19 protein-coding genes are annotated in these 21,510 nt (G+C 64.9%); 4 read left to right on the top strand and 15 right to left on the bottom strand.

Going from position 1 to position 21,510, the window contains the following annotated elements:
- Positions 1-231: 231 nt before the first annotated feature.
- The 8 genes from V6M49_RS00390 to V6M49_RS00425 all read right to left on the bottom strand — a co-directional run bounded on the left by V6M49_RS00390 (position 232) and on the right by V6M49_RS00425 (position 7,609).
- A complete protein-coding gene (locus V6M49_RS00390; RefSeq protein ID WP_141140468.1) occupies positions 232-657 on the bottom strand; it encodes a pyridoxamine 5'-phosphate oxidase family protein in 426 nt (141 codons plus the stop codon).
- Between the two features lie 467 nt (positions 658-1,124).
- Positions 1,125-2,144 (bottom strand): beta-ketoacyl-ACP synthase III, encoded by a 1,020-nt coding sequence (locus tag V6M49_RS00395; protein ID WP_246848502.1) that lies wholly within the window; start codon positions 2,142-2,144, stop codon positions 1,125-1,127.
- Positions 2,145-2,187: 43 nt separating this feature from the next.
- A complete protein-coding gene (locus tag V6M49_RS00400; protein ID WP_141140469.1) occupies positions 2,188-2,463 on the bottom strand; it encodes an ion channel in 276 nt (91 codons plus the stop codon).
- Between the two features lie 21 nt (positions 2,464-2,484).
- A complete protein-coding gene (locus V6M49_RS00405; RefSeq protein WP_141140470.1) occupies positions 2,485-2,724 on the bottom strand; it encodes a hypothetical protein in 240 nt (79 codons plus the stop codon).
- Between the two features lie 54 nt (positions 2,725-2,778).
- Complete coding sequence (gene ctaD / locus V6M49_RS00410; RefSeq protein WP_141140471.1) at positions 2,779-4,518, bottom strand: aa3-type cytochrome oxidase subunit I; 1,740 nt, start codon at positions 4,516-4,518, stop codon at positions 2,779-2,781.
- Positions 4,515-5,234, bottom strand: a complete 720-nt coding sequence (locus tag V6M49_RS00415; protein ID WP_332759403.1) for a class I SAM-dependent methyltransferase — start codon at positions 5,232-5,234, stop codon at positions 4,515-4,517. Before V6M49_RS00415 ends, ctaD begins: the two co-directional genes overlap by 4 nt.
- Before the next feature lie 276 nt (positions 5,235-5,510).
- Positions 5,511-7,232, bottom strand: coding sequence for a SulP family inorganic anion transporter (locus V6M49_RS00420; protein ID WP_246848503.1), 1,722 nt, complete (start codon positions 7,230-7,232; stop codon positions 5,511-5,513).
- Complete coding sequence (locus tag V6M49_RS00425; RefSeq protein WP_141140472.1) at positions 7,229-7,609, bottom strand: ArsR/SmtB family transcription factor; 381 nt, start codon at positions 7,607-7,609, stop codon at positions 7,229-7,231. Before V6M49_RS00425 ends, V6M49_RS00420 begins: the two co-directional genes overlap by 4 nt.
- 794 nt (positions 7,610-8,403) lie before the next feature.
- On the opposite strand from V6M49_RS00425, the gene V6M49_RS00430 reads away from it, so the two are divergent.
- From V6M49_RS00430 to V6M49_RS00440, 3 genes are all read left to right on the top strand, one after another.
- A complete protein-coding gene (locus tag V6M49_RS00430) occupies positions 8,404-10,263 on the top strand; it encodes a phosphoenolpyruvate carboxykinase (GTP) (protein WP_332759405.1) in 1,860 nt (619 codons plus the stop codon).
- Between the two features lie 196 nt (positions 10,264-10,459).
- On the top strand, positions 10,460-11,680 hold the full coding sequence (locus V6M49_RS00435; RefSeq protein WP_332759406.1) for an NADP-dependent isocitrate dehydrogenase: 1,221 nt from the start codon (positions 10,460-10,462) through the stop codon (positions 11,678-11,680).
- Positions 11,681-11,897: 217 nt separating this feature from the next.
- Positions 11,898-12,293, top strand: a complete 396-nt coding sequence (locus tag V6M49_RS00440) for a response regulator transcription factor (RefSeq protein WP_332759407.1) — start codon at positions 11,898-11,900, stop codon at positions 12,291-12,293.
- A 236-nt stretch (positions 12,294-12,529) separates the two neighbouring features.
- On the opposite strand, the gene V6M49_RS00445 is transcribed toward V6M49_RS00440, so the two are convergent.
- The 7 genes from V6M49_RS00445 to V6M49_RS00475 all read right to left on the bottom strand — a co-directional run bounded on the left by V6M49_RS00445 (position 12,530) and on the right by V6M49_RS00475 (position 20,960).
- Entirely contained in the window at positions 12,530-13,885 is a 1,356-nt protein-coding gene (locus V6M49_RS00445) for an MFS transporter (RefSeq protein ID WP_332759409.1), read from the bottom strand.
- A gap of 118 nt (positions 13,886-14,003) precedes the next feature.
- A complete protein-coding gene (locus V6M49_RS00450; RefSeq protein WP_141140477.1) occupies positions 14,004-14,861 on the bottom strand; it encodes a LuxR C-terminal-related transcriptional regulator in 858 nt (285 codons plus the stop codon).
- 55 nt (positions 14,862-14,916) lie between these two features.
- Positions 14,917-15,600 (bottom strand): TetR/AcrR family transcriptional regulator, encoded by a 684-nt coding sequence (locus V6M49_RS00455; protein ID WP_332759410.1) that lies wholly within the window; start codon positions 15,598-15,600, stop codon positions 14,917-14,919.
- Positions 15,584-16,783: an acetyl-CoA C-acyltransferase gene (locus tag V6M49_RS00460; protein ID WP_332759411.1), complete on the bottom strand. Its 1,200-nt coding sequence runs from the start codon at positions 16,781-16,783 to the stop codon at positions 15,584-15,586. The genes V6M49_RS00455 and V6M49_RS00460 overlap by 17 nt, the downstream gene beginning before the upstream one ends.
- Positions 16,780-18,414: an AMP-binding protein gene (locus tag V6M49_RS00465; RefSeq protein WP_332759412.1), complete on the bottom strand. Its 1,635-nt coding sequence runs from the start codon at positions 18,412-18,414 to the stop codon at positions 16,780-16,782. Before V6M49_RS00465 ends, V6M49_RS00460 begins: the two co-directional genes overlap by 4 nt.
- 9 nt (positions 18,415-18,423) lie before the next feature.
- Positions 18,424-19,605: an acyl-CoA dehydrogenase family protein gene (locus V6M49_RS00470; RefSeq protein WP_332759413.1), complete on the bottom strand. Its 1,182-nt coding sequence runs from the start codon at positions 19,603-19,605 to the stop codon at positions 18,424-18,426.
- 86 nt (positions 19,606-19,691) lie between these two features.
- A complete protein-coding gene (locus V6M49_RS00475; RefSeq protein WP_332759414.1) occupies positions 19,692-20,960 on the bottom strand; it encodes a 3-hydroxyacyl-CoA dehydrogenase family protein in 1,269 nt (422 codons plus the stop codon).
- A 298-nt stretch (positions 20,961-21,258) separates the two neighbouring features.
- Between V6M49_RS00475 and V6M49_RS00480 the strand changes: the two genes are divergently transcribed.
- Complete coding sequence (locus V6M49_RS00480; protein WP_104061341.1) at positions 21,259-21,462, top strand: hypothetical protein; 204 nt, start codon at positions 21,259-21,261, stop codon at positions 21,460-21,462.
- Positions 21,463-21,510 lie beyond the last annotated feature (48 nt).

Raw genomic sequence — 21,510 nt, forward strand, 5'->3', positions numbered from 1 at the left:
CTGCGTCCCGCGCTAGGGGGATGCATGTCGCGTTGCTCCCGTTGATGGTCAACCGGCATACAAACGTTCTGTAGACAACATAGCTCGGAGCTTGAGCGGCACCTGATGATTTCGCGTTTGCTGAGGTCTGCCGACGGAGGGCCAAGATGACCACAGATTTGGCTAGCGTTTCCCCGCCTCTATTGGCCAGGTACGCCGAGGCCGGGTGCGATGCAGTCTAGTCGGAATGCGTTAGAACCGTTCCGGCTGCTCGCCAAAGTTGAAGTGCCGCCCGCTGATCCGCGACGGTTTGATTTCGACATAGAAGTCTTTGAACGTGGGCACCCACGTCTTCAGGTTCAGTGCCTCCGCATCGGCGATCTCCTGGCCCAGGGTAAGCGCGCGGGCCGTTCCCTTGACCACTACGCTCCAGGCTTCCTCGCTGGTGATGCCGTCGGCTTCGAGGAGCACGTTCTCATTGATAGTGAGTTCGGCGAGCTTAGTGCCCGGGGCAGTGCGCAGCAGCAGGACGCCGTCGTGGGCGCGGTAGTTGATCGGGAATATATCGGTCTCGCCTGCGGCGGTCAGAACAATGCGCCCATGCTGGGTGTGTTCGAGGAGCTTCCAGGACTGCTCTTCGTCAAGGATAAGGATCGGGTCATCGTGTATGAACAACATGTCCCCCATCTTTCTACGGTTCGTAGAAAAATGTAAGGGATTTTCCTGGTTACATTCCCCAAGGCGCCGCGCGAGTCGGCCGTGCCATTCATTGCCCCGTCCGAGTGCAGGCGACTTCGGAAACTGACAGCGGCAGAATTCGACTTCGGTACGTCCTCCAGTCGGATGTCCACCACGGCACCGTCCGGCCGTAGGCTCAGGACCTGCGGCAGGGTTTCGCTGCGGAACCGGCCGTGTGCGTTGGCCTGAACCTTTCATTGTCCCGAAGTACCCGAGCCCCCTCGCGAACGGAAGGCAGGCGGGCCAGAATCATATGATGCCCGGTACGGGTGTCGTTGAAGGGCTGGCTTCGTTTCCTGATGATTCTGTTTCTTCCTCGTCCTGAATCGTCGCCGTGCCCATAAAAGTTTCGGTACTTCGTTTGGCCGTGAGTGCCGATGGTCCTGCCCCGGCACTGTTCTCGGCGGTCAGGAGAGGTCCGGGTCGCCTGCCGGGGGAGCAGCTGCGGTGTTCCGAGGGGTGCGGATGACCTGGCCGGCGAAGGCGAAACCGCCGCCGAATCCGAAGAGCAGGGCCGGGCTGTCCGGGGGGACTTCCCCGGAGCGGACGAGTTTGGCAAGTGCGATCGGGATGCTGGCTGATGAGGTGTTTCCGGAGTGGATCACGTCGCGGGCGGTAATTGCCCGGGGGATGCCGAGCTGGTCAGCAAGGGGTTCGATGATCCGCAGATTCGCCTGGTGCGGAATGAACGCGGCGAGGTCCTGAGGGCGGATTCCTGCCAGTTCGCAGGTGCGGCGTGCCAGTTGCGCTGCCTGTGTGATGGCCCAGCGGTAGACAGTGAGGCCCTCCTGTTCCAGGTGCAGGGAGGGTTCTTCTATTCTGACTGCCTGTGCGAGGGCAGGTATTGAGCCCCAGTGGACCGGCCCTACCCCGGGTTCGTCGGTGGCAGTCAGGAGTGCCGCGCCGGCACCGTCTCCGACCAGGACGCAGGTGCTCCGGTCGGCCCAGTCAGTGAAGGCGCTGAGTTTTTCCGCTCCGATGACCAGCGCCGTGGTCGCGGACCCGGCCCTGATCGCCTGATCGGCGATGGCCATCGCATGGGTGAAACCGGAACAGGCGGCGTTGACGTCGAAAACGGCTGGCGAGCCGGCGCCGATGCTGGCTGAGACCCGGCCTGCGGTGCTGGGGGAGCGGTCCTTGGCCGTGACGGTGGCAACGATGATCAGGTCCAGGTTCCCGGCGTCCATCCCGGCGTGCTGAAGGGCGTCCTGTCCGGCCCGGATGGCCATGTCGGCCACGGATTCGGCATCGGCGATGCGGCGCGTTTCGATGCCCGTCCTGCTGCGGATCCAATCGTCACTGGTGTCCACCATCAGGCTCAGCTCACTGTTCGTCAGGATCCTGGCCGGTTGGTAGGATCCGACGCCGACGACACGGGATCCGCGGACAGGCGGGTCCGGCATACTGCGGGGCAGGGACGGGTTCATGGGTGGCTCCTGGGTCTGGGTGCGGTATGGCATGACGGGCCCGTCAGCGCCGGTGAGTGGGAACGTGTTCGGCGCCGGCATGCCCCAGGGAAGGGGCATTGAGCTGGTAGATGCAGGCTGTTAGTTCTTTGATGCGGGCGGTGAGCCGGGTGAGTTCTTCGTGAGGGGCTTCGGCGGCGGCGGTTTCAGCGGCGACAAACCGGCCAAGCTCCGTGACGAGGTAGAAATTGCTGTCGCCGACCGTCGTGATAGTGGCCACGGCCCACCAGAGGGCTTCGCCGAAAGTGGTGATGTTCGCTCCGGGGGTGTTTTGCTCCACGCCAGGCGCAGGGGACCGGGCTTACGAGTCGTGTACCGCATGGTTGTTCTCCGCGGAGGGAACGGTGCTGCGCCTGCGGAGCGTGTCGAACAGTTCGCTCAGGCTCATGTTGGCAGCCGCTGCGACGTCGGCGGGGGACATCCGTGCCGCCATCGCCTCGCACATGGCCTGGACGAGCCCGTCGTGGGCCTGGTCGGTCTGGAACTGGATCATTTCCAGCTCCGCCGAAGCGGACCAGATGTTCCTCAGGTATTTGTCCATGGCTGTCCTCCTGTGGGCGGGCGGGTCGGGGATATGGCAGAGGCCGGGAGAAGGTCAGACTTTGATGTCGGGGGAAGGGACATCCCGTTCTCCGATATCTGCGGCACCCAGGGCGGCCGCGGCCGGCGTCCGGGCGGTGTCGTGTGTCCGAGGGGCCAGTTCAGGGTGGTGCAGGTCAAGGGCCGGGCGTTCGGAGCGGATTCGCGGCAGGGACGTGAAGTTGTGGCGCGGCGGCGGGCAGGACGTGGCCCACTCCAGGGAGGCGCCGAAGCCCCACGGATCATCCACCTCCACGTTTTCCCCGCGGCGCCAGGTGATGTGGATATTCCAGAAGAACGGGATCAAGGACGCGCCAAGGAGGAAGGAAGAGGCGGTGGAGAACTGGTTCATCACGGCGAAGTTGTCCTGCGGAAGGTAGTCTGCGTAGCGCCTGGGCATGCCCTCGACGCCGAGCCAGTGCTGGATGAGGAAGGTGCCGTGGAAGCCCAGGAAGAGCATCCAGAAGTGGATCTTTCCGAGGCGCTCGTTGAGCATCTTGCCGGTCCACTTGGGCCACCAGAAGTAGAAGCCGGCGAACATGGCGAAGACGACGGTGCCGAAGACGGTGTAGTGGAAGTGTGCCACCACGAAGTACGTGTCGGAGACATGGAAGTTCAGTGGCGGGGAGGCCAGGATGATGCCGGTCAGGCCGCCGAAGAGGAATGTGACGATGAAGCCCAGGCTCCAGAGCATGGGCGTTTCGAAGGTCAGCGAGCCGCCCCACATGGTGCCGATCCAGTTGAAGAACTTCACGCCTGTAGGTACGGCGATGAGCATGGTCATGAAGGCGAAGAACGGCAGCAGCACCGAGCCGGTCACGTACATGTGGTGTGCCCACACAGTCACGGACAGGGCGGCGATGGAGATGGTCGCGTAGACGATGCCCTTGTAGCCGAAGATCGGCTTACGGCTGAAGACCGGGAAGATCTCGGAGACGATGCCGAAGAACGGCAGCGCGATGATGTAGACCTCGGGATGGCCGAAGAACCAGAACAGGTGCTGCCACAGTACAGGTCCGCCGTTTTCGGGGTCGAAGATGTGCGCGCCGAAGCGGCGATCGGCGCCCAGCGCGAACAGGGCCGCGGCCAGGGGCGGGAAGGCCATCAGGATCAGGATGGCCGTGACCAGCGTGTTCCAGGTGAAGATTGGCATCCGCCACATGGTCATGCCCGGTGCGCGCATACAGATGATGGTAGTGATGAAGTTCACCGCACCAAGGATGGTGCCGAAGCCGGACAGGGCAAGGCCGAAGACCCATAGGTCACCACCGACCCCCGGGCTGAACGTGGTGTTGGACAGCGGCGCGTAAGCGAACCAGCCGAACGACGCTGCGCCCTGGGGTGTGATGAAGCCGGACACGGCGATGAGGGAACCGAAGAGGAAGAACCAGAAGGCCAGGGCGTTCAGCCGCGGGAACGCGACGTCGGGGGCGCCGATCTGCAGGGGCATCATGACGTTGGCGAACCCGGCGAAGAGGGGCGTGGCGAACATCAGGAGCATGATCGTGCCGTGCATGGTGAACAGCTGGTTGTACTGTTCCTTGGTCTGCAGGATCTGCATCCCGGGCTCGAAGAGCTCGGCCCGGATCAGCAGGGCCATTACACCGCCCAGGCAGAAGAATGTGAAGGACGCGATGAGGTACATGTACCCGATGGTCTTGTGATCTGTGGTCGTGATCCAGCTGACGACAATCTTGCCCTTGGACCTGGGAACCACAGAAACAGGGACCGTGGCGGTGCTGGTGCGTGCTGTCATGACGGGACCTCGCGGTGAGAGTGTTCGGTGGACGGAGACGGGTCTGGAGGGGGCGGGCAGCGGGCCAGAACGACGCAGTCCAGCGCGGGGCGGCGGGAACCGGGAACGGGCCGGGACCGGGTTCCGGCTGATTCAACGTACAGTCCGGCCCTCCGGGCCCAGGCGGCCACGCGGGCGCTGTCGTGCAGCACGGCTGCGGTCCGTGGCACGGAGGCGCTTTCGCGGGGGTCCGCCGGGGCGTGGCCGATGTACAGGAACAGCCCCCCGGGGACCAGGCTCCGAGCGCTGCGGGCGATGGTTCCTTCGAGCTCCGGTCCGGGCAGGTGAAGGAAGGCGGCCAGGACCAGGTCCAGGCTCCCCGGGTCAGGGGTGTGGGCGGTGACGTCGGCCACCGACCAGGTGATCAGGCCGGTCACGCCCTCGGCGAAGGCACGTTCGCGTCCGATCGCCAGGGCCTCGGACGAAAAGTCCATGGCCTGCACGCGCCAGCCGCGGCCGGCCAGCCACACCGCGTGGCGCCCGTCCCCGGCCCCCAGGTCCAGCGCCCGTCCCGGGGCCAGTCCGTTGAGTTCTGAGCGCACCGACGAGCTGGCAGGGGCCCAGCCGTAGTCCGTTTCGGCGTACCAGCGGTTCCAGGCCGGGGCGTCGGCGGGGTAGCCGGGCCGGCCCCGCCCTGCGTGCTTCCACGCCGGCAACGGCATGCCGTCCACACTCATGGCCGGCTCCCATTCGGACGCCGGGCGGCTGTTCCGTCTGAGCGGCGGCCCGCCCGGTTGTGGAGTCGGAAAACGGCGATCCCTACGGGGATGCCGACGATCGGGCCGGTCAGTACAACCCCTGCCATCCATGCCGGGCTCCCGGGCACTGTGACGAGTGCCGGGCCGTCGAGCAGAAGAAGGGCCGCCAGTCCGAAAACCATGAGGTACTGCGGCATGCGGTCCCGTTCCGGCCGGGATTGCACGGGCGCTGTTGACGGCAATGGGTGCTCCATATCATTCATTGCGCGCCGTGGGCATGCCGGTGGCCTCCGCCGTGCCGGCGCCAGGCGCGGCGTCCTGTCCGGGGTTTTGTCCGGCGCGTTCGGCCTGGGCGCGGGCAACGTGGCTGCGGGCGTGTTCCACGGCCGGGGGCAGGTCCGCGAAGAGGTGTTTGTGGTGGCGCAGGGATTCCAGGACGCCGACCCGGGTGACCAAGGCCAGGTGGCGGTCCTGGATGCCTTTGATCAGCACGGTAATGCCGCGGCGTTCGAGGGCATTGACGATGTCGGTGATGACCCGGGCCCCGGTCGCGTCCAGGACTTGGAGCTGGGACATGCGGATGATGACGACATCGACGTTTCGGATCGTACTGACCCGGTCCAGGACGCGCTCGGCTGCGGCGAAAAACAGGGCCCCATCGAGGCGGAAGACAGCGATGTGCTCATCCCCGTCCCGGGCGGGGCCGGGGATCTCTTCGCGATGCACGCCGCTGGACTTGACCAGGGCGCGCAGGGCGAAGAAGGAAGCGACGGCGATGCCGATTGCCACTGCCTCGATCAGGTCGAAGGACACGGTGATCAGGGCAGTGACGAAGAACACTACGGTGTCGGCCCGGGTTGAGCCGATCACGCTGCGCAGCGTGCCGAGGGAGACCATGCGGGTGGCGGTGACCATTAGAACCCCGGCCAGCGCCGCCAGCGGGATCCTCGAGACCGGACCAGTGGCCAGATAGACCACAGCCAGCAGCACCAGGGCGTGCGTGATGGCAGCCAGCCGGGTCCGGCCGCCGGAGCGGATGTTCACCGCGGTGCGGGCGATGGCCCCGGTGGCCGGCATGCCGCCGAAAAACCCGGATGCCACAGAGGCGAGGCCCTGGCCCAGGAGCTCACGGTCGGCGTCGTAGGGGCCGGTATCGGAGATCGACGCGGCAACCCGGGCCGAGAGCAGCGACTCGATCGCCGCCAGCGCCGCGATGGTCGCCGCCGGTGCGGCCAGGGCGGTCATGGTGCCCCAGTCCAGAGCGGGGATGACAGGGGCCGGCAGGGTGTCGGGCAGGGCGCCGATCCGGGCCACGGGCAGGTCGAGTACCTGGGCGGCGATGCTCGCCACGACTATGGCGACGAGGGAACCGGGGATCTGCGGGTGGATCCGGGGTGAAGCAATCATTATCACCGCGACCAGTGCCACCAGTGCCACTGGGGCCAGGAGTGCGGCTGGGGACGTTGTTGCGAGTCCCTGGACGGCCGAAACAGCGGCGTTGCTGCTCGGGCCGGCTTTGACGCCGAAAGCGGCCGGGACTTGCTGGAGGAAAATGATCATCGCAATCCCGAGGGTGAAGCCCTCGATGACAGGCCACGGCAGCAACGTCACGACTCTGCCGAGCTTCAGCACCCCGGCGGCGACGACGATGACCCCGGCGAGGACCGCCACGGCTGCCAGGGCCCCGCCGCCGTGCGTGGCGATGACCGGGCCCAGGACCACGACCATCGCCCCGGTGGGGCCGGAAACCTGGATGTTGGAACCGCCGAAGACGGCGGCAACTATGCCGGCGATGACGGCGGTGATCAGTCCGCTGGCCGCTCCGGCGCCGGAGCTGACCCCGAAGGCCAGTGCCAGCGGCAGGGCGACGATACCCACGGTGACCCCGGCGATCAGGTCGCCTTTCCAGGTGCGGGGCAGATCTGCATAGTCCTTCCACCCCGGCAGCAGCGCGCGCGCCGCCGTCAGTGCCTTCATTTTGAACTTCCGGCTGCCGCAGTCAGAGGGGACGTGGCGGCTGAATGTTCGAGCTGCTCACGGGTAGCGTGCAGGATGTCGTTGAGCAGCAACCTCGCCACGGACAGCAGGTCGGCGACCTGCGGGTACGCCAACGAATAGAACATCTGCAGCGCCCGCCGCTCCCCCCGGACCAGATGGTACCGGCGCAACACAGACAGGTGCTGGGACAGATGCGAGGCCTCCAGGCCCGTCGCCGCCAACAGCTCCGTCACCGACACCTCCGGAGCCTCACACAAGAGCTCCAGCACGCGGATCCGGACCGGGTGCGCCAAGCCCTTGAAAAGGTTGGCCTTCACCTCGTACAACGGTGCCCGGAAATCCGAGAATTCTTCCATGTCTGCCTCCCCGGCCGATCACAATAAACGCTTGCTTGACTACTTTATAGATCCATCATCCAATATAACAGGGGTCGGAGCATTTCGTCCCCGCCAGGTCCGGTTTCCACGGACCGGTCCGCTCCCGTTTCACACTGCGGAACGCGCCGGCCGGCGGGGGGAGCTGCCTGGTCGGGCTCCGCGCAGGCGACGCGGACCGGACCGCGACCAGGCACGTCACGGTCAGTATCCGTGGGGCGCGGCACCGGCCTGACGACCTGCGAATTTGGGACCAGCACCCGCACTCTGCGCCGCCGCGGCGCCCCGTCCTGCGGGTGTGTTCGTCACGGCGCTCTTCCCGCGGGCCTCCCTGGCCGGGTTCGGTGAGGACCGCGGTATCGCTGCCCCTGGTGACGCCGGGAGGCCTCGGGTGATGAGCGGACGCCCCGCGGATTTTTAGGCACAACCCGGGCGCGGGCACCGTCCGAGACTATGCAATCTCTTTCACCAAGGTACCGACGGGAATTCGGTCCATCGGAACAGTCGCTTTCACTTGGCGATGCGTCACGGGGCGGCATGACGGCGCCCCGGAACGCCGGATTCAGGAGAACCGGCGTCCCCATATGGACTATTATATAAAATGATGAAACCATCAAATAGTTAAGTGCCTGAAGGCATGTGGCCAACCTTCGAAGGATTCGCAGCCGCTCCTGGACTCTCATCTGCCCCTGACTGCGGTGCTCCGATGAACTACTCCATGACCTTCTAGGATCGTCCCCGCCAACGGTACAAAGCGCGGGGGAAGGAAGAGAACCTTGCCAAATTCCACACAGTCCACCGTCACGGATACCGCCCCGGCCGCCCTTGCCCGCCTCTCGGACTGGGTCAGCGAAGTTGCCGGCCTGACCCGGCCGGACAGCATCCACTGGGTCAACGGCTCAGATGCCGAATACCGCACGATCACCGACGGGCTCGTTGCGGCCGGAACCCTGGTCCGCCTGGACGAAGACAGGTTTCCCAGCTCGTTTGCCGCCTTCTCCGACCCCAAGGACGTCGCCCGGGTCGAGGAGCAGACCTACATTTGTTCCGAACACGAACGCGACGCGGGCTTCACCAACAACTGGATGGAGCCGGCACGGATGAAGGAGAACCTGCACGGGCTCTTCCGCGGGGCCATGCGGGGGCGCACCATGTACGTGATTCCTTTTGTGATGGGCCACCTGGACGCGGAGGACCCCAAATTCGGGGTGGAGATCACCGACAGCGCCTACGTCGTCGCGTCCATGCGCATCATGGCCCACACCGGTAACGATGTCCTGGCCAAAATGGTCGAACTGGACGCGGATTTTGTCCCAGCACTGCACTCCGTCGGCGCACCGCTGGAGCCAGGTCAACAGGATGTCAGCTGGCCCTCCAATGACGATAAATGGATCGTCCACTTTCCTGAGGAAAAGTCCATCTGGTCCTACGGTTCCGGATACGGGGGCAACGCGCTGCTGGGCAAGAAATGCTACTCGCTGCGCATCGCCTCCGCGATGTCCCGTCAGGAGGGCTGGCTCGCGGAACACATGCTCATCCTCAAACTCACCAGCCCGGCACGGAAGGTCTACTACATCTCCGCCGCCTTCCCCTCGGCCTGCGGTAAAACCAACCTCGCCTTGCTCAACCCCACCGTGGAGGGCTGGACGGTGGAAACCCTCGGGGATGACATCGCCTGGATACGTCCGGGCAAGGACGGGGAACTGCGCGCCACCAACCCGGAGGCGGGCCTCTTCGGCGTCGCACCGGGCACCGGCTGGCACACCAACCCCAACGCGATGGACGCCATCGCCAAGGGCAACACTATCTTCACCAACGTCGCCCTCACCGATGACGGCGGCGTCTGGTGGGAAGGCATGACCCGGGAGACCCCGGAGCACCTGACCGACTGGACCGGACAGGACTGGACCCCCGCCTCCGGCCGGCCCGCAGCGCACCCCAACTCACGGTTCTGCACCCCCATCAGCCAGGTCAGTATCCTGGCCGAGGAATACTACCAACCCGAAGGCGTGCGGCTCTCCGCCATCTTCTTCGGTGGCCGCCGGAAGACAACCATCCCCCTCGTCACCGAGTCCAGGGACTGGACGGGGGGCGTCTTCATGGGATCAACTCTCTCCTCCGAGACGACAGCAGCAGCGGCCGGTCAGGTCGGGGTAGTCCGCCGCGATCCGATGGCGATGCTCCCCTTCATCGGCTACGACGCCGGGGACTACCTCAAACACTGGCTGGAGATCGGCCGGACGGCCAATCCCGCCAGACTGCCCCGGATCTTCCTGGTCAACTGGTTCCGCCGCGACAGCGACGGTAGTTTCCTCTGGCCTGGATTCGGAGACAACTCCCGTGTCCTGAAATGGGCCATTGAACGGCTCGAGGGGACAGCTGCCGCCATTGAAACCCCAATCGGTTTCGTCCCAGCGCTGGATTGCCTCGATATCGAAGGCCTCGACATCACACCCGGACACCTCCGGGCCGCGTCGGCGGTCGATTCGCAGGAATGGGCCCAGGAAATTGACAGCATCGACCAGTGGTATGCCCGGTTCGGCGACTCTTTGCCCCCCGAACTGCCGGCCGAGCTGCAACGCCTAAAAAACCGCTTCGCCGCCCGACGGGGGACGCCGCGCATCAGCTCCCGATAGGTGCCAGACGTGGTGCCCGGTGCCCTCCGCGCACCGGGCACCACTTCCGGCTTCGCCTGCCAGCGTGTAACCGGAAAGAACCAGGTGATCCGGCGTCATCCGCGCCGGCCCGCGACGTCAGACCCACCGCGAGGGCTTCAGATGTCAGAGACCACCATCGGTGTGGGTCAATATGCCCATGAATCAAGGAGACGGTATGAACGAAAAGATCAAGGTTGTTGGCTCCATTGTGGAGCTTGACGGCGACGAGATGACCCGCATCATCTGGCAGTTCATCAAGGACCGCCTCATCCTCCCGCACCTGGACGTGGACCTGAAGTACTTCGACTTGTCCATCCAGAACCGCGACGCCACCGATGACCAGGTCACGATCGACGCCGCAAACGCCATCAAGGAACACAATGTGGGCGTCAAGTGCGCCACGATCACCCCCGACGAGGCCCGGGTCGAGGAATTCGGCCTGAAGAAGATGTGGGCTTCCCCGAACGGAACCATCCGCAACATCCTGGGCGGGGTGGTCTTCCGCGAGCCGATCATCATCTCGAACATCCCCCGTCTGGTCCCGGGCTGGAACAAGCCGATCATCATTGGCCGCCATGCCTTCGGCGACCAGTACATGGCCACCAACTTCAAGGTCCCGGGTCCGGGCACGCTGACCATGACCTTCACACCCTCCGGCGGCGGCGAAGAGATCAAGCAGACGGTGGTCGTATACCCCGACGGCGGTGGCGTGGCCATGGGCATGTATAACTTCAACGACTCCATCCGCGACTTCGCCCGTGCCTCCTTCGCTTACGGGCTGCAGCGGAACTACCCGGTGTACCTCTCCACCAAGAACACGATCCTGAAGGCCTACGACGGCCAGTTCAAGGACGTGTTCCAGGAAGTGTTCGACGCCGAGTTCAAGGATCAGTTCGTAGCAGCCGGCATCAGCTACGAACACCGCCTGATCGATGACATGGTGGCATCGGCGATGAAGTGGGACGGCGGCTACGTCTGGGCCTGCAAGAACTACGACGGCGACGTCCAATCGGATACCATCGCCCAGGGCTACGGCTCGCTCGGTCTCATGACCTCCGTGCTGATGACCCCGGACGGCAAGACCGTAGAGGCCGAAGCCGCGCACGGCACCGTCACCCGCCACTACCGTCAGCACCAGCAAGGCAAGCCGACCTCGACCAACCCGATCGCCTCGATCTTCGCCTGGACCCGGGGCATCATGCACCGCGGCAAACTGGACGGCACCCCCGCCGTCATAGACTTTGCCGGCACCCTCGAAGACGTCGTCATTAAGACGGTCGAATCCGGCAAGATGACTAAGGACCTCGCGCTTCTGGTGGGCCCGCACCAGAAATGGCTTACCACCGAGGACTTCCTCGCAGCTCTGGACGACAACCTCAAAACAAGCCTGGGCTAGCCCCGGAGGAGTTTGCCCGTTCGGTGCTGCTGCTCCGTATCCGCCGGCTGCACGAAATAAGCTCCACAGGTCAAACCCGGCGCTAAACTGGGCCTACATCACCGGCGCAACAGCATTGAATCATTCCGAAGTTGTCTGTGAGTGTGGGCTTAGGCGGGCCTAGGACGTGCAGCGGCGGCTTCGGTCCTACACTTCGCAGACAGCACCGGGAGATGCCATGAAATCACGAGGAGTTGTCCTGGTCATCGAAGATGACCAGGACATTCGAAGTTTGATCTGCGTCATTCTGACCCAGATGGGGTTCGACGTCCATGCTGTCGCTTCGGGAGCAGAGGGCCTAGCCGCTGCCAGGACCCTGCATCCGGTGCTGGTGACGCTGGATCTCGGGCTGCCTGACATCGATGGCCACGAGGTGGCACACCGGATCCGGGACCTGTCAGAAGCCCCGATGCTCTTCATCACGGCCCGCGCCGAGCCCGACGACGAGATGGCCGGCATGGCCTCTGGCGCAGCCGCCTACCTGGCCAAACCGTTCCTGCCGAAACAGCTCAGAGAACTAGTCGACCTGCTCTGCCCGGTGGAAGGGACTGCCCCGGTTTTGTTGACTCCTTGACTGAGCGAGCTTGTGCTCGTGGAAGGATATTGGCCCCTCGGCGTACTCTTCGACGGCTTTGCAAAAAGGAGGCAGTGCCTGTTCGTAAAGCGCAAGGTCAGGGCTGCACGCACTGCGCACAGTCAACACCCAGCTGACTGAGCTGTATTGTGCACAATGCGCACACCCTGGGCCGGGAGCAGGAAAATCGAGTTCGTCGATGCCGACGAATCTGGTGAAAAGGGCGCCCGCTGCGGTCACTTTGCGGCGGCGGTTCCGGAGGTTGCGAGGTCGATGCCACGGGTTTCCGGGAGGCCGAACGTGGCGAAGAGGCTCACCAGGCTCACGCCGGCCAGAAGCAGCCCGATGGCGGGACTTCCCAGGCTGGCGCCGAGCGATGCCGCCACCAGCGGTGTGATGCCGCCGCCGACGAGCGCTCCGAGGTTGTAGGCCATTCCGGCACCCGTGTAGCGGTAGCGGGTGGCGAAGAGCTCCGGCAGGAAGGCGCCCACCGGACCGTAGATGCCGGCGACGATCAGCAGCGTGCCGGACAGCCCGACTGCAAACGACCAGGTGGTGCCGATGTCGAGGATCGGGAAGAGCAGGAGCGACCAGGGGATCGCCACGACGCACGAGCCAACGATCACGGCTCGGCGGCCGATCCGGTCGGAGAGCATTGCGCTGCCAATAGTTCCTGCTGCGAAGAACATCGCGCCGACGATTCCCAGCGAGAGGATGGTGGGCCGGCTGTGGCCAAGGCCCTCGGCACTTGTGCCATAGCTGCTGAGAAAGGCTGTGCCGATGTAGAAGAAGGCGAAGAGCATCATGGTGGAGGCGCCGCCCAGGAGGATCTGGCGTGGCTGGTTTCGCACCGACTCCCACACGGGCAGCTTGCGGGGCCCGGCCGGGACGGCGCTCGAGTTGCTGGCCTCCTTGAAGACCGGAGTCTCTTCGATCTTGAGGCGGATGTAGAGACCGATCATAACGAGCACGGCACTTCCGATGAACGGAATGCGCCAGCCGAACGTGAGGAATGCCTCCGACTTGTCGCCGAGTGACAGATTGATGATGAGGAAGGTTGCACTCGCGAGGGCGAAGCCAATCGACGGGCCCAGTTGGGGGAAGGCTGCGAAGAGGCCCCGGTGTTTGGGCGGGGCGTACTCGGCGGCCATCAGTGCCGCGCCGGCCCATTCGCCGCCGACAGCGAATCCCTGAAGAAAGCGGAGAACAACGAGGATGATCGGCGCGGCGATCCCGATTACGCTGGCGTCGGGCAGCAGCCCGATGGTGACGGTCGCGATGCCCATGATGAGCAGTGTGCTGACGAGCGTTTTCTTGCGCCCCAGCCTGTCACCGAAGTGGCCGAACAGGACGGCACCAAGGGGGCGCGAGACGAAGGCCACGGCAAAGGTTCCGAATGAGGCGAGGGTGCCGGCGGCCGGGCCGAGCGCCGGGAAGAAGACCTGGGGGAAGACGAGGGCCGCAGCCGTACCGTAGATGAGGAAGTCGTAGAACTCGATGATGCTGCCCATCGAGCTGGCGACGGCGACCCTGGCCATCGAGGTGGGGCGCGGACCGGACCGGTTCGCAACCGGTGCGAGGCTTTCGAGCATGCGATATCTCCTTTGACATCGGTCGTCGAAACGAGGTTTGTTTCGACGCGAAGATGTCATCGTGCCAGCGCCGTGCGTTCGCCACCACCTCCCGATGGAGGTGTTTTCGCGCCACCGGTCAGGGCAAAAGGCGGAGCCGGCGTGCGGCCACTACGGCCTCCGCACGGCTGTGCCCGTCCAGTTTCGCCATGATCGTCTGCATGTAGCTCTTCACGGTGACTGCCTTGAGTGAGAGCCGTTTGCCGGTTTCGGCATAGGAACAGCCGAGCGCCACTTGGGCGAGCACATCCGTCTCCCGTCGGGTGAGGTGCGGGACGCCGGCCGGCGCCGCGTCGGAGCCCTCGAGCCGTGCGGTCACGGCGAGGATGCGCTGGGCGAGCTCGGGATCAGTCGTGGTGCTGGCCACCGAGAGGAGCTCGGCATGCGCGAGCCGGACGGTCTCGATGAGGTTCCGGTCCGGTGGCTCCGCGGCCAGGCTTTGGACGACTCGGAGAATCGCGACCCGGTGGTCCACCTCGTCCCGAATGGCCAGTTCCCGCGAGATCCTCGAGGCGCCAGCGCTGAGTTCCGTCACCACGCACTCGCCGATCGATGTGCGCTCCCGGGTTGCCGCGTAGAGGACACACCGGGCGCGGCCGTCCACGAGGATGGGGAGCGCCACCATGGTCCGCAGCCCCTCGATGCGTACGGCGTCGTCGTGATGATGAGTGATGCTGTCGGAGTCGAAGTAATCGGCCACCCCGACCGTGCGCGCCTGGGAGAGGGCCCGCCCGCCCACGCCCTCGCCGGGCTGCACGCTGAGGTTCTTCAGACCGTGCGTCGTCGTGCCGAGGAACTCGGTGATGGTGAGCTCGGTGCGATTGACGAGGCCAGCGAAGAACACGGCCGAGCCAGTCCGGGCTGCGGTTTCCCGGATCGCCCGCTTCAGCAGGTCGCGGTCGCTCGGACGGTAGACGTCGTTGTCATGCCCTGTCATAGGGCCCTTCTCCGGTTAGATGGAGCAGTTGGACTGAGCAGCTGGGTGGAGCAGGCTAGACGGAGCGGCCGTCGAGCTTGTCCTGGATGCGACGCGCCAGCTCAGCAGTGGGTATCGAGCGGGGAAAAACGGCCACAACCAGGTCGTCCCCCGCCGGGACGGATGCGGGGTCGCCCTGCGGCAGTACCCCGAACATACGGCGCACCGCCAGCAGTTCGTGTTCCAGGTTCTGGAGGGAACCGCGGGCGGAGTCCAGCATCATTTCGCGCAGCACATAGTTATGGGTTGAGGTGACAGCCGCGGCGAACCGGATTGCATCAAGAGTTGATATGCCCGGCAGTGCCTGGCGAAGGTAGTCCGAGAAAAGCCGTTCATAGCGGGACACCATGATCGTTTCCCGGTCCCGCAGCGCGGGCACCGCCTGCACCACGTGGTAGCGCTTTTGGGACAGCTTCCGGCGTTCGGAAAATTTCACGAAGACCAGCTCTGCAGCCTGGCACACAGCCTCCCACGGATCGGGATGGCTGGCTGCCAGGTAGACCGTCAGCTCGGCGAGCAGGGCTTCGTGGTCCGCAAAGATCACGTCTTCCTTGGCGCGGAACTGACGGAAGAAGGTGCTGCGGGAGATTCCGGCAGCGAGGGCAATATCGTCCACGCTGGTCGGGTCGTAGCCATTGTCGGTGAACAGATCCAGCGCGGCCTCGGCCACGCCGGAACGGAAATTAGCCACTGATGCCATCCCGGTACAGTAGCAGCGCGTCACCCTGTCCGCCGCCGCCACAAAGCGCGACGGCGGATTTGCCGCTCCCGCGCCGCATCAGCTCATGGACGGCCGAGACCACCAGCCGGGCTCCGGAGGCGCCGATCGGATGTCCGATCGCGATGGCTCCGCCGTTGACGTTCACCTTGTCCAAACCGACGCCCAGGGCTGCTGCGGAGTGGGCCACCACCGAGGCGAAGGCCTCGTTGATCTCCACAAAGTCAAGATCCCCGGCCGTCCAGCCGGCGCGGGCCAGGGCCGCGGTGATTGCCTGTGCCGGCTTGTCCGGCAGTGTTGTGTCGGGCCCGGCGATCTGCCCGGCGGGCCCGACGACGGCCAGCACCTCGAGCCCGTGGGCATCGGCGTACGCGCGGGTCACCAGCACGACGGCGGCGGCGCCGTCGCTCAGCGGTGAAGCATTTCCGGCGGTGACTGTTCCCTCCGCGGTGAAGGCCGGCTTCAGCGCGGCCAGCACCTCCTGCGTGGATTGCGGGCGGACGCCCTCGTCATCGCTTACCAGTACGGGCGCGCCGCGCTTCTGTGGCACCGAAATGGGGGCAATCTCGGCGCTGAACATTCCCCCTGCCCGGGCCGCGGCTGCCCGCTGGTGGGACAGCGCCGCGATAGTGTCCTGCACCTCGCGGGAGAGCTGAAGGTCCGCGTTGGCGCGGTCCGTGGCAATGCCCATGAGCTCCTGGTCAAAGGCATCCGTGAGCCCATCATGGCCGGCCGAGTCCACGGCCGTGATGCCGCCGTAGAGGTAGCCGGCGCGCGAGCCGGTGAGCAGGTGCGGCGCCTGGCTCATGGATTCCTGGCCGCCGGCGACCACCACATCCGCCTCGCCCAGTTTGAGCAACCGGACGCCCTGGATGATGGCACTCAGCCCGGAGAGGCAGACCTTGTTCACCGTGACGGCGGGGGCGCTGAGCGGTATTCCTGCCGCGACGGCGCTTTGCCGCGCGGGGTTCTGGCCCGCGCCGGCCGTCAGGACCTGACCCACAATGACCGCGTCGACGGACGCCGGTCCGATCCCGGAGCGCTCCAGGGCCGCGGCGATGGCCGCGGCGCCCAGCTGCACAGCGCTTTGTGAAGCCAGCTGGCCCATCAGCTTTCCTTGAGGGGTGCGGGCCGCGCCCACAACAACTATGTCCTGGCTACTCATTTGGTGGGTTCCTTGCTGGGGGCGGGGGCACTGAGGTCCAGGGCACGTAGGCGCGACTTCAGGACTTTGCCGGTGGAGTTGTGGGGGAGCTCTTCGGGGAAAAGTATCCTGTCCGGAACCTTGAATCCTGAGAGCAGGCCCTTGACGTGCGAGCGGATCTCCTCGGCCGTGACCGAGCTGGAGCTGCTGCGGATGACAAAGGCCACCGGGCGTTCGCCCCATTTCTCGTGCGCGACGCCGATCACGGCCACGTTCAGCACTGCCGGATGGCTCATGATGGCTTGCTCCACCTCAATTGTGGAGATGTTTTCTCCGCCGGAGATGATGATGTCCTTGGCCCGGTCCTTGAGCTGGATGTAGCCGTCGGGATGCATCACGCCGAGGTCGCCGGTATGGAACCAGCCGCCGCGGAAGGCGTCGGCCGTGGCCTCGGGATCCTTGAAGTAACCGAGCATCACGTTGTTGCCCCGAAGCACGATTTCGCCCAGCGTTGCGCCGTCGGCCGGGACATCGAGCATGTCCAGGTCCACGATGCGCGCCGTCTCGGCCTGCAGCATCCCCACCCCCTGGCGGGAGATCTTGACGGCCCTGTCCTGGGCGGAAAGATCATCCCACTCTGTTTGATGCTCACAGATCGTGTACGGGCCGTACACCTCGGTCAACCCATAAACGTGGACCACGCTGATCCCGATTGACTCCAGGGACGTGATGATCGCGGGCGACGGCGGTGCGCCCGCCGTCGTGATGCGCAGCGGCACCTTCAGCTCGTGGGCCTGGGGTGCGCCGGCAATGATGCTGCAAACCGTGGGGGCGCCACAGAGGTTGGTGACTCCGAGAGTGTCGATGGCGTCCCAGACGGCGTCGGCGCGCACTGCTCGCAGGCAGATGTGGACGCCTGCGGCCGCCGTCACGGCCCAAGTGGTGCACCAACCGTTGCAGTGGAACATCGGAAGGGTCCAGAGGTAGCGCGTGTCGCCGGTGAAGTGATTGTGGAAGGTTTCCCCGAGCGAGTTCAGGTAGGCACCGCGATGCGAATACAGCACGCCCTTGGGCTTGCCCGTCGTGCCGGAGGTGTAGTTGAGCGTGATCGGGGCGTGTTCGTCCTCTACGCTCCACGGAAGATCTGCGTCCTGGTGTCCGGACGCGGCGAGGAAGTCTGCGTACTGCGTCGTGCCGATGCCTGCCGGGACCTCCGGATACGGGATGGTGCTGTCAGGCACTTCGATCACCTCAGCCAGTTGTGTCAGGCCCAGGTCCATTCCCGCCACGGTGGCCAGCAGTTCCGAATCGGCAAACAGCAGCCTGGCTTCGGAATGCTCCAGGATGTATTGGAGTTCCCGGGCGGACATCCGCGAGTTCAGGGCCACCAGGACGCCGCCGGCCAGGGGGACGGCGTAATGGGCAATCAGCAGTTCCGGCACATTAGGACACAGGAAGGCCACCCGGTCACCGGGCTGGATCCTGCTCTTGATCGCTTTGGCCAGCCCCTGGGCTTCGGCAGCGAAGTCCAGGTAAGTATAGGAGCGGTCACCGTGGATGATCGCCGTTTTCTGTCCGAACACCTCGGCGGAGCGCTGCAGGAACCGCAGGGGGCTCAGTGGGGTTTCATTGGGAAGCTCAATTGTGGTCATGGCGAATCCTTAGGCGAAGGCGCTTTGTCCGGTGACATCGCGGCCGATCAATAGGGTCTGAATGCTCTGCGTGCCTTCGTAGGTATGGATGGATTCGATGTCGAGAAGGTGCCGGATCACGTGGTTTTCCAGCAGGATGCCGTTGCCACCCAACATGTCGCGGGCAATGGACGCCAGCTCGCGGGCCTTGCGGGTGTTGTGGTACTTCGCCATCGAGGCCTGGGTGGGGCGCATCTCGCCGGCCGCATCAAGCCCCGCGAGGTGGAAACAGTGCAGCTGCATGCTGGTCAGCTCCGAGAGCATGTACGCCAGTCGCTCCTGGACAAGTTGGAACTTTGCCAGCGGCTTGCCGAACTGTGTCCGCTGCGTGGCATAGTTCAACGCGGCTTCGTAGACGGCGGTGGCGTGGCCGAGAGCGGACCAGGCCACCCCCAAACGCGTGGCAACAAGGATTTCGGACGTGTCCTTGAAAGTGCGGGCACCGGGGAGAAGATTGGCCTTTGGAATGCGGACGTTGTTGAGCTTGATCCGGGCCTGGTGGATTGCGCGCAGCGAGGCCTTTCCGGTGATGGTTTCGGCCTCGTAACCCTCCCGGTCCTGTTCCACCAGGAAACCGCGGACATCGCCGTCGTCATCGCGTGCCCAGACCACCGTGACATCGCCTACGGAGCCGTTGCCGATCCACTTCTTCTCGCCATTGAGGACGTAGTCCTCCCCGTCGAGCGAGGCGGTGGTTTCCAGTGCCACCGAATCGGATCCGTGGTCCGGTTCCGTCAGGGCGAAGGCGCCGAGCTTTTCGCCTCGGGCAAGCGGACCGAGCCAGGTCCGGCGCTGGGTGTCGGAGCCAAAAAGGGCAATCGACCGCAGTACCAGGCCGCCCTGCACTGCGATGACAGTGCCCAGGGAACCGTCCCCGCGGGAGACCTCCATGTTGACCAGGCCGGCTGCCAGCGCGGACATGGGCTCCAGGCCCTGTACGTCAATGCCATCGGCCAGGAGGTTCATGGTGCCCATCCGCTTCGCCAGGTGGGCGGGGAACTCGGCCCGTTCCCAGTAGTCGTTCATCTGCGGCAGGGCCTCCGCGGTGAAATCCCGGGCACGCCTCCACGCTTCGCGGTCGGGTGCGGAAATGTTGGCGAACACGGAGTAGTAGTCCGTGTCCAGCGGTTCAGCGACGTCATAGTCGGGCATGGGCTTACATCCTTTTTTGGGGAGGAATTGAGAAATGGCGCGGACGTGGCGCCGCTTGTTTGAGGCGGGCCGCGCGTCCCGGGCTATCAGGCGAAGCCGGACCCGGGGTGGAAATCCCTACCCCACACACGCCGGGAGGCGCCGCTTTGGTCTAGCAGCGGGGTGAGGCCCCCCAGACGCTGGGGGAAGTTGGCGCCCAGCAGCATGCACAAATCCACTTCCGCCGGACCGGCCACCACCTGTTCGGCGAGCATCAGGCCCACCTCCTCGGCCAGGGCGTCAAGTATCCGTGCCCTGATGGCCTCCGCGTCCCGTGCCGGCACTGAACCTCCGGCATCGGCAGACGGCAGCAGGGCGGCCGCCTCGGGAAGCACCCTGCCGGACTTAGCCAGGTAGCCGCGCAGCCGGGCATCCGCAATGGCTGCCAGGCTGCTGCTGACATAAAACCGGTCAGGGTAGGCGGCGTGCATGGTCTCGCAGATGTGCAGCTGGACGGCGGGTCCGATGAAACCCAGCAGCGTCAGCGGAGTCATGGGTAGCCCGAGCGGGTCGAAGGCATGGTCCGCCAGTTCGATATCCGTCCCGTCATCAATGACCTGCAGCAGTTCGCAGAACAGCCGCGTCAGGATCCGGTTCACCACAAAGCCCGGCGTGTCCGTAACCAGGACCGCACGCTTGCCCAGAAGCCGGGCAAGCGAACAAGCGGTGGCGACGCTGACGTCGTCGTTGTTTTCAGTGCTGATGATTTCCACGAGCGGCAGCACAGCCACCGGATTGAAGAAATGCAGTCCCACCAGGCGTTCCGGATGGGCGAGGCCGTGGCCCATCGCCGCGACGGATAGGGACGACGTATTCGTCAGGAGCAGCGCATCAGTGCGCAGCAGTGGCTCGATCTCCGCGAAGACGGCGCGTTTGACGGCCAACTCCTCGAACACCGCCTCGATGACCACATCGCAGTCCCGGTACTCGCGCTTATCCACGGTGCCGCGGACAAGACTGCCCAGGTCGCGGGCCGCCATTTCGCTGAGTTGCCCCCGGCTCACCAGCTTCTCCAAGTGCCCGGCGATCCAGCCAAGCGCGCCATCCACCTTTGCCTGGGAAAGATCCGTGATCAGGACCGGAACGCCGAGCTGTTTGGCAAAAACAAGGGCAAGCTGGCTCGCCATGAGCCCGGCCCCGATTAGGCCAACGCTTCGGACGGGGCGCGGATCGGCGCTGGGTGCGCCCGCCGGCCGCTGCCGTTGGGTGTCCAGTAGGGCCGCGGCATACGCCTGCGCCGATTTTCCGGGCGACTTGCCGGCGTCGACGGCAGCGCCCGTGAGTGAGGCAGTTTCTACGACATTGTCAGGAACCATGTCACCGTTCTACAGTGAGACTGAGTGTCAAGTCAACTGATACTCAGGTTCACTAGGTGTTTGTGGCCTTGGTAAGGGCTAGGTCCGCAGCAGGAGGAAGCCAAGTTCAGCCATCCCCGGCGGCAAAGTAGGCCGCTTGGAGAATGCTAAAGGGCACGAACACCAGCTGGGTGAAAATCCAGATCAGGATCGACGGATGAGCAGAATGAATTTGGCGATTCCTGTGCCTCGACTGCTCCTATGGATCCTGCGAATACGTCTCAGGAGTAGGGTTGCCCTAGTCGACGAAGGGGTCAACATGAGCTACAAATATCGGACCGTCCGCGTTCGCGGTACCGGGCTGGTTGGAACAATCGCCCGGAAGCATGGAAGCGGACCTGACATCTACGAAACGTCCAAAGACCCGAACACGTCAGTGGTTCCGGTGTTCTTCGAGGCAACTGGCGAGGTCCGTTTTTTCGACAGGTCGATGCTTGAGGACGTCGTGGCGCCTGTCAGTTAGCAGCGAAAGGACAGCAACGGTCCCGGGCCCTCTCCCTGGACAACGTCG

Source organism: Pseudarthrobacter sp., assembly GCF_036675385.1.
GTDB lineage: Bacteria > Actinomycetota > Actinomycetes > Actinomycetales > Micrococcaceae > Arthrobacter.

Excerpts from the sequence above, each read along its gene's own strand:
- ctaD (WP_141140471.1), bottom strand. The coding sequence starts at position 4,518 with ATGACAGCACGCACCAGCACCGCCACGGTCCCTGTTTCTGTGGTTCCC.
- V6M49_RS00445 (WP_332759409.1), bottom strand. The coding sequence starts at position 13,885 with ATGCTCGAAAGCCTCGCACCGGTTGCGAACCGGTCCGGTCCGCGCCCC.
- V6M49_RS00390 (WP_141140468.1), bottom strand. The coding sequence starts at position 657 with ATGTTGTTCATACACGATGACCCGATCCTTATCCTTGACGAAGAGCAG.
- V6M49_RS00475 (WP_332759414.1), bottom strand. The coding sequence starts at position 20,960 with ATGGTTCCTGACAATGTCGTAGAAACTGCCTCACTCACGGGCGCTGCC.
- V6M49_RS00425 (WP_141140472.1), bottom strand. The coding sequence starts at position 7,609 with ATGGAAGAATTCTCGGATTTCCGGGCACCGTTGTACGAGGTGAAGGCC.
- V6M49_RS00440 (WP_332759407.1), top strand. The coding sequence starts at position 11,898 with ATGAAATCACGAGGAGTTGTCCTGGTCATCGAAGATGACCAGGACATT.
- V6M49_RS00480 (WP_104061341.1), top strand. The coding sequence starts at position 21,259 with ATGAGCTACAAATATCGGACCGTCCGCGTTCGCGGTACCGGGCTGGTT.
- V6M49_RS00450 (WP_141140477.1), bottom strand. The coding sequence starts at position 14,861 with ATGACAGGGCATGACAACGACGTCTACCGTCCGAGCGACCGCGACCTG.
- V6M49_RS00460 (WP_332759411.1), bottom strand. The coding sequence starts at position 16,783 with ATGAGTAGCCAGGACATAGTTGTTGTGGGCGCGGCCCGCACCCCTCAA.
- V6M49_RS00470 (WP_332759413.1), bottom strand. The coding sequence starts at position 19,605 with ATGCCCGACTATGACGTCGCTGAACCGCTGGACACGGACTACTACTCC.
- V6M49_RS00395 (WP_246848502.1), bottom strand. The coding sequence starts at position 2,144 with ATGAACCCGTCCCTGCCCCGCAGTATGCCGGACCCGCCTGTCCGCGGA.
- V6M49_RS00435 (WP_332759406.1), top strand. The coding sequence starts at position 10,460 with ATGAACGAAAAGATCAAGGTTGTTGGCTCCATTGTGGAGCTTGACGGC.
- V6M49_RS00420 (WP_246848503.1), bottom strand. The coding sequence starts at position 7,232 with ATGAAGGCACTGACGGCGGCGCGCGCGCTGCTGCCGGGGTGGAAGGAC.
- V6M49_RS00465 (WP_332759412.1), bottom strand. The coding sequence starts at position 18,414 with ATGACCACAATTGAGCTTCCCAATGAAACCCCACTGAGCCCCCTGCGG.
- V6M49_RS00415 (WP_332759403.1), bottom strand. The coding sequence starts at position 5,234 with ATGAGTGTGGACGGCATGCCGTTGCCGGCGTGGAAGCACGCAGGGCGG.
- V6M49_RS00455 (WP_332759410.1), bottom strand. The coding sequence starts at position 15,600 with ATGGCATCAGTGGCTAATTTCCGTTCCGGCGTGGCCGAGGCCGCGCTG.
- V6M49_RS00405 (WP_141140470.1), bottom strand. The coding sequence starts at position 2,724 with ATGGACAAATACCTGAGGAACATCTGGTCCGCTTCGGCGGAGCTGGAA.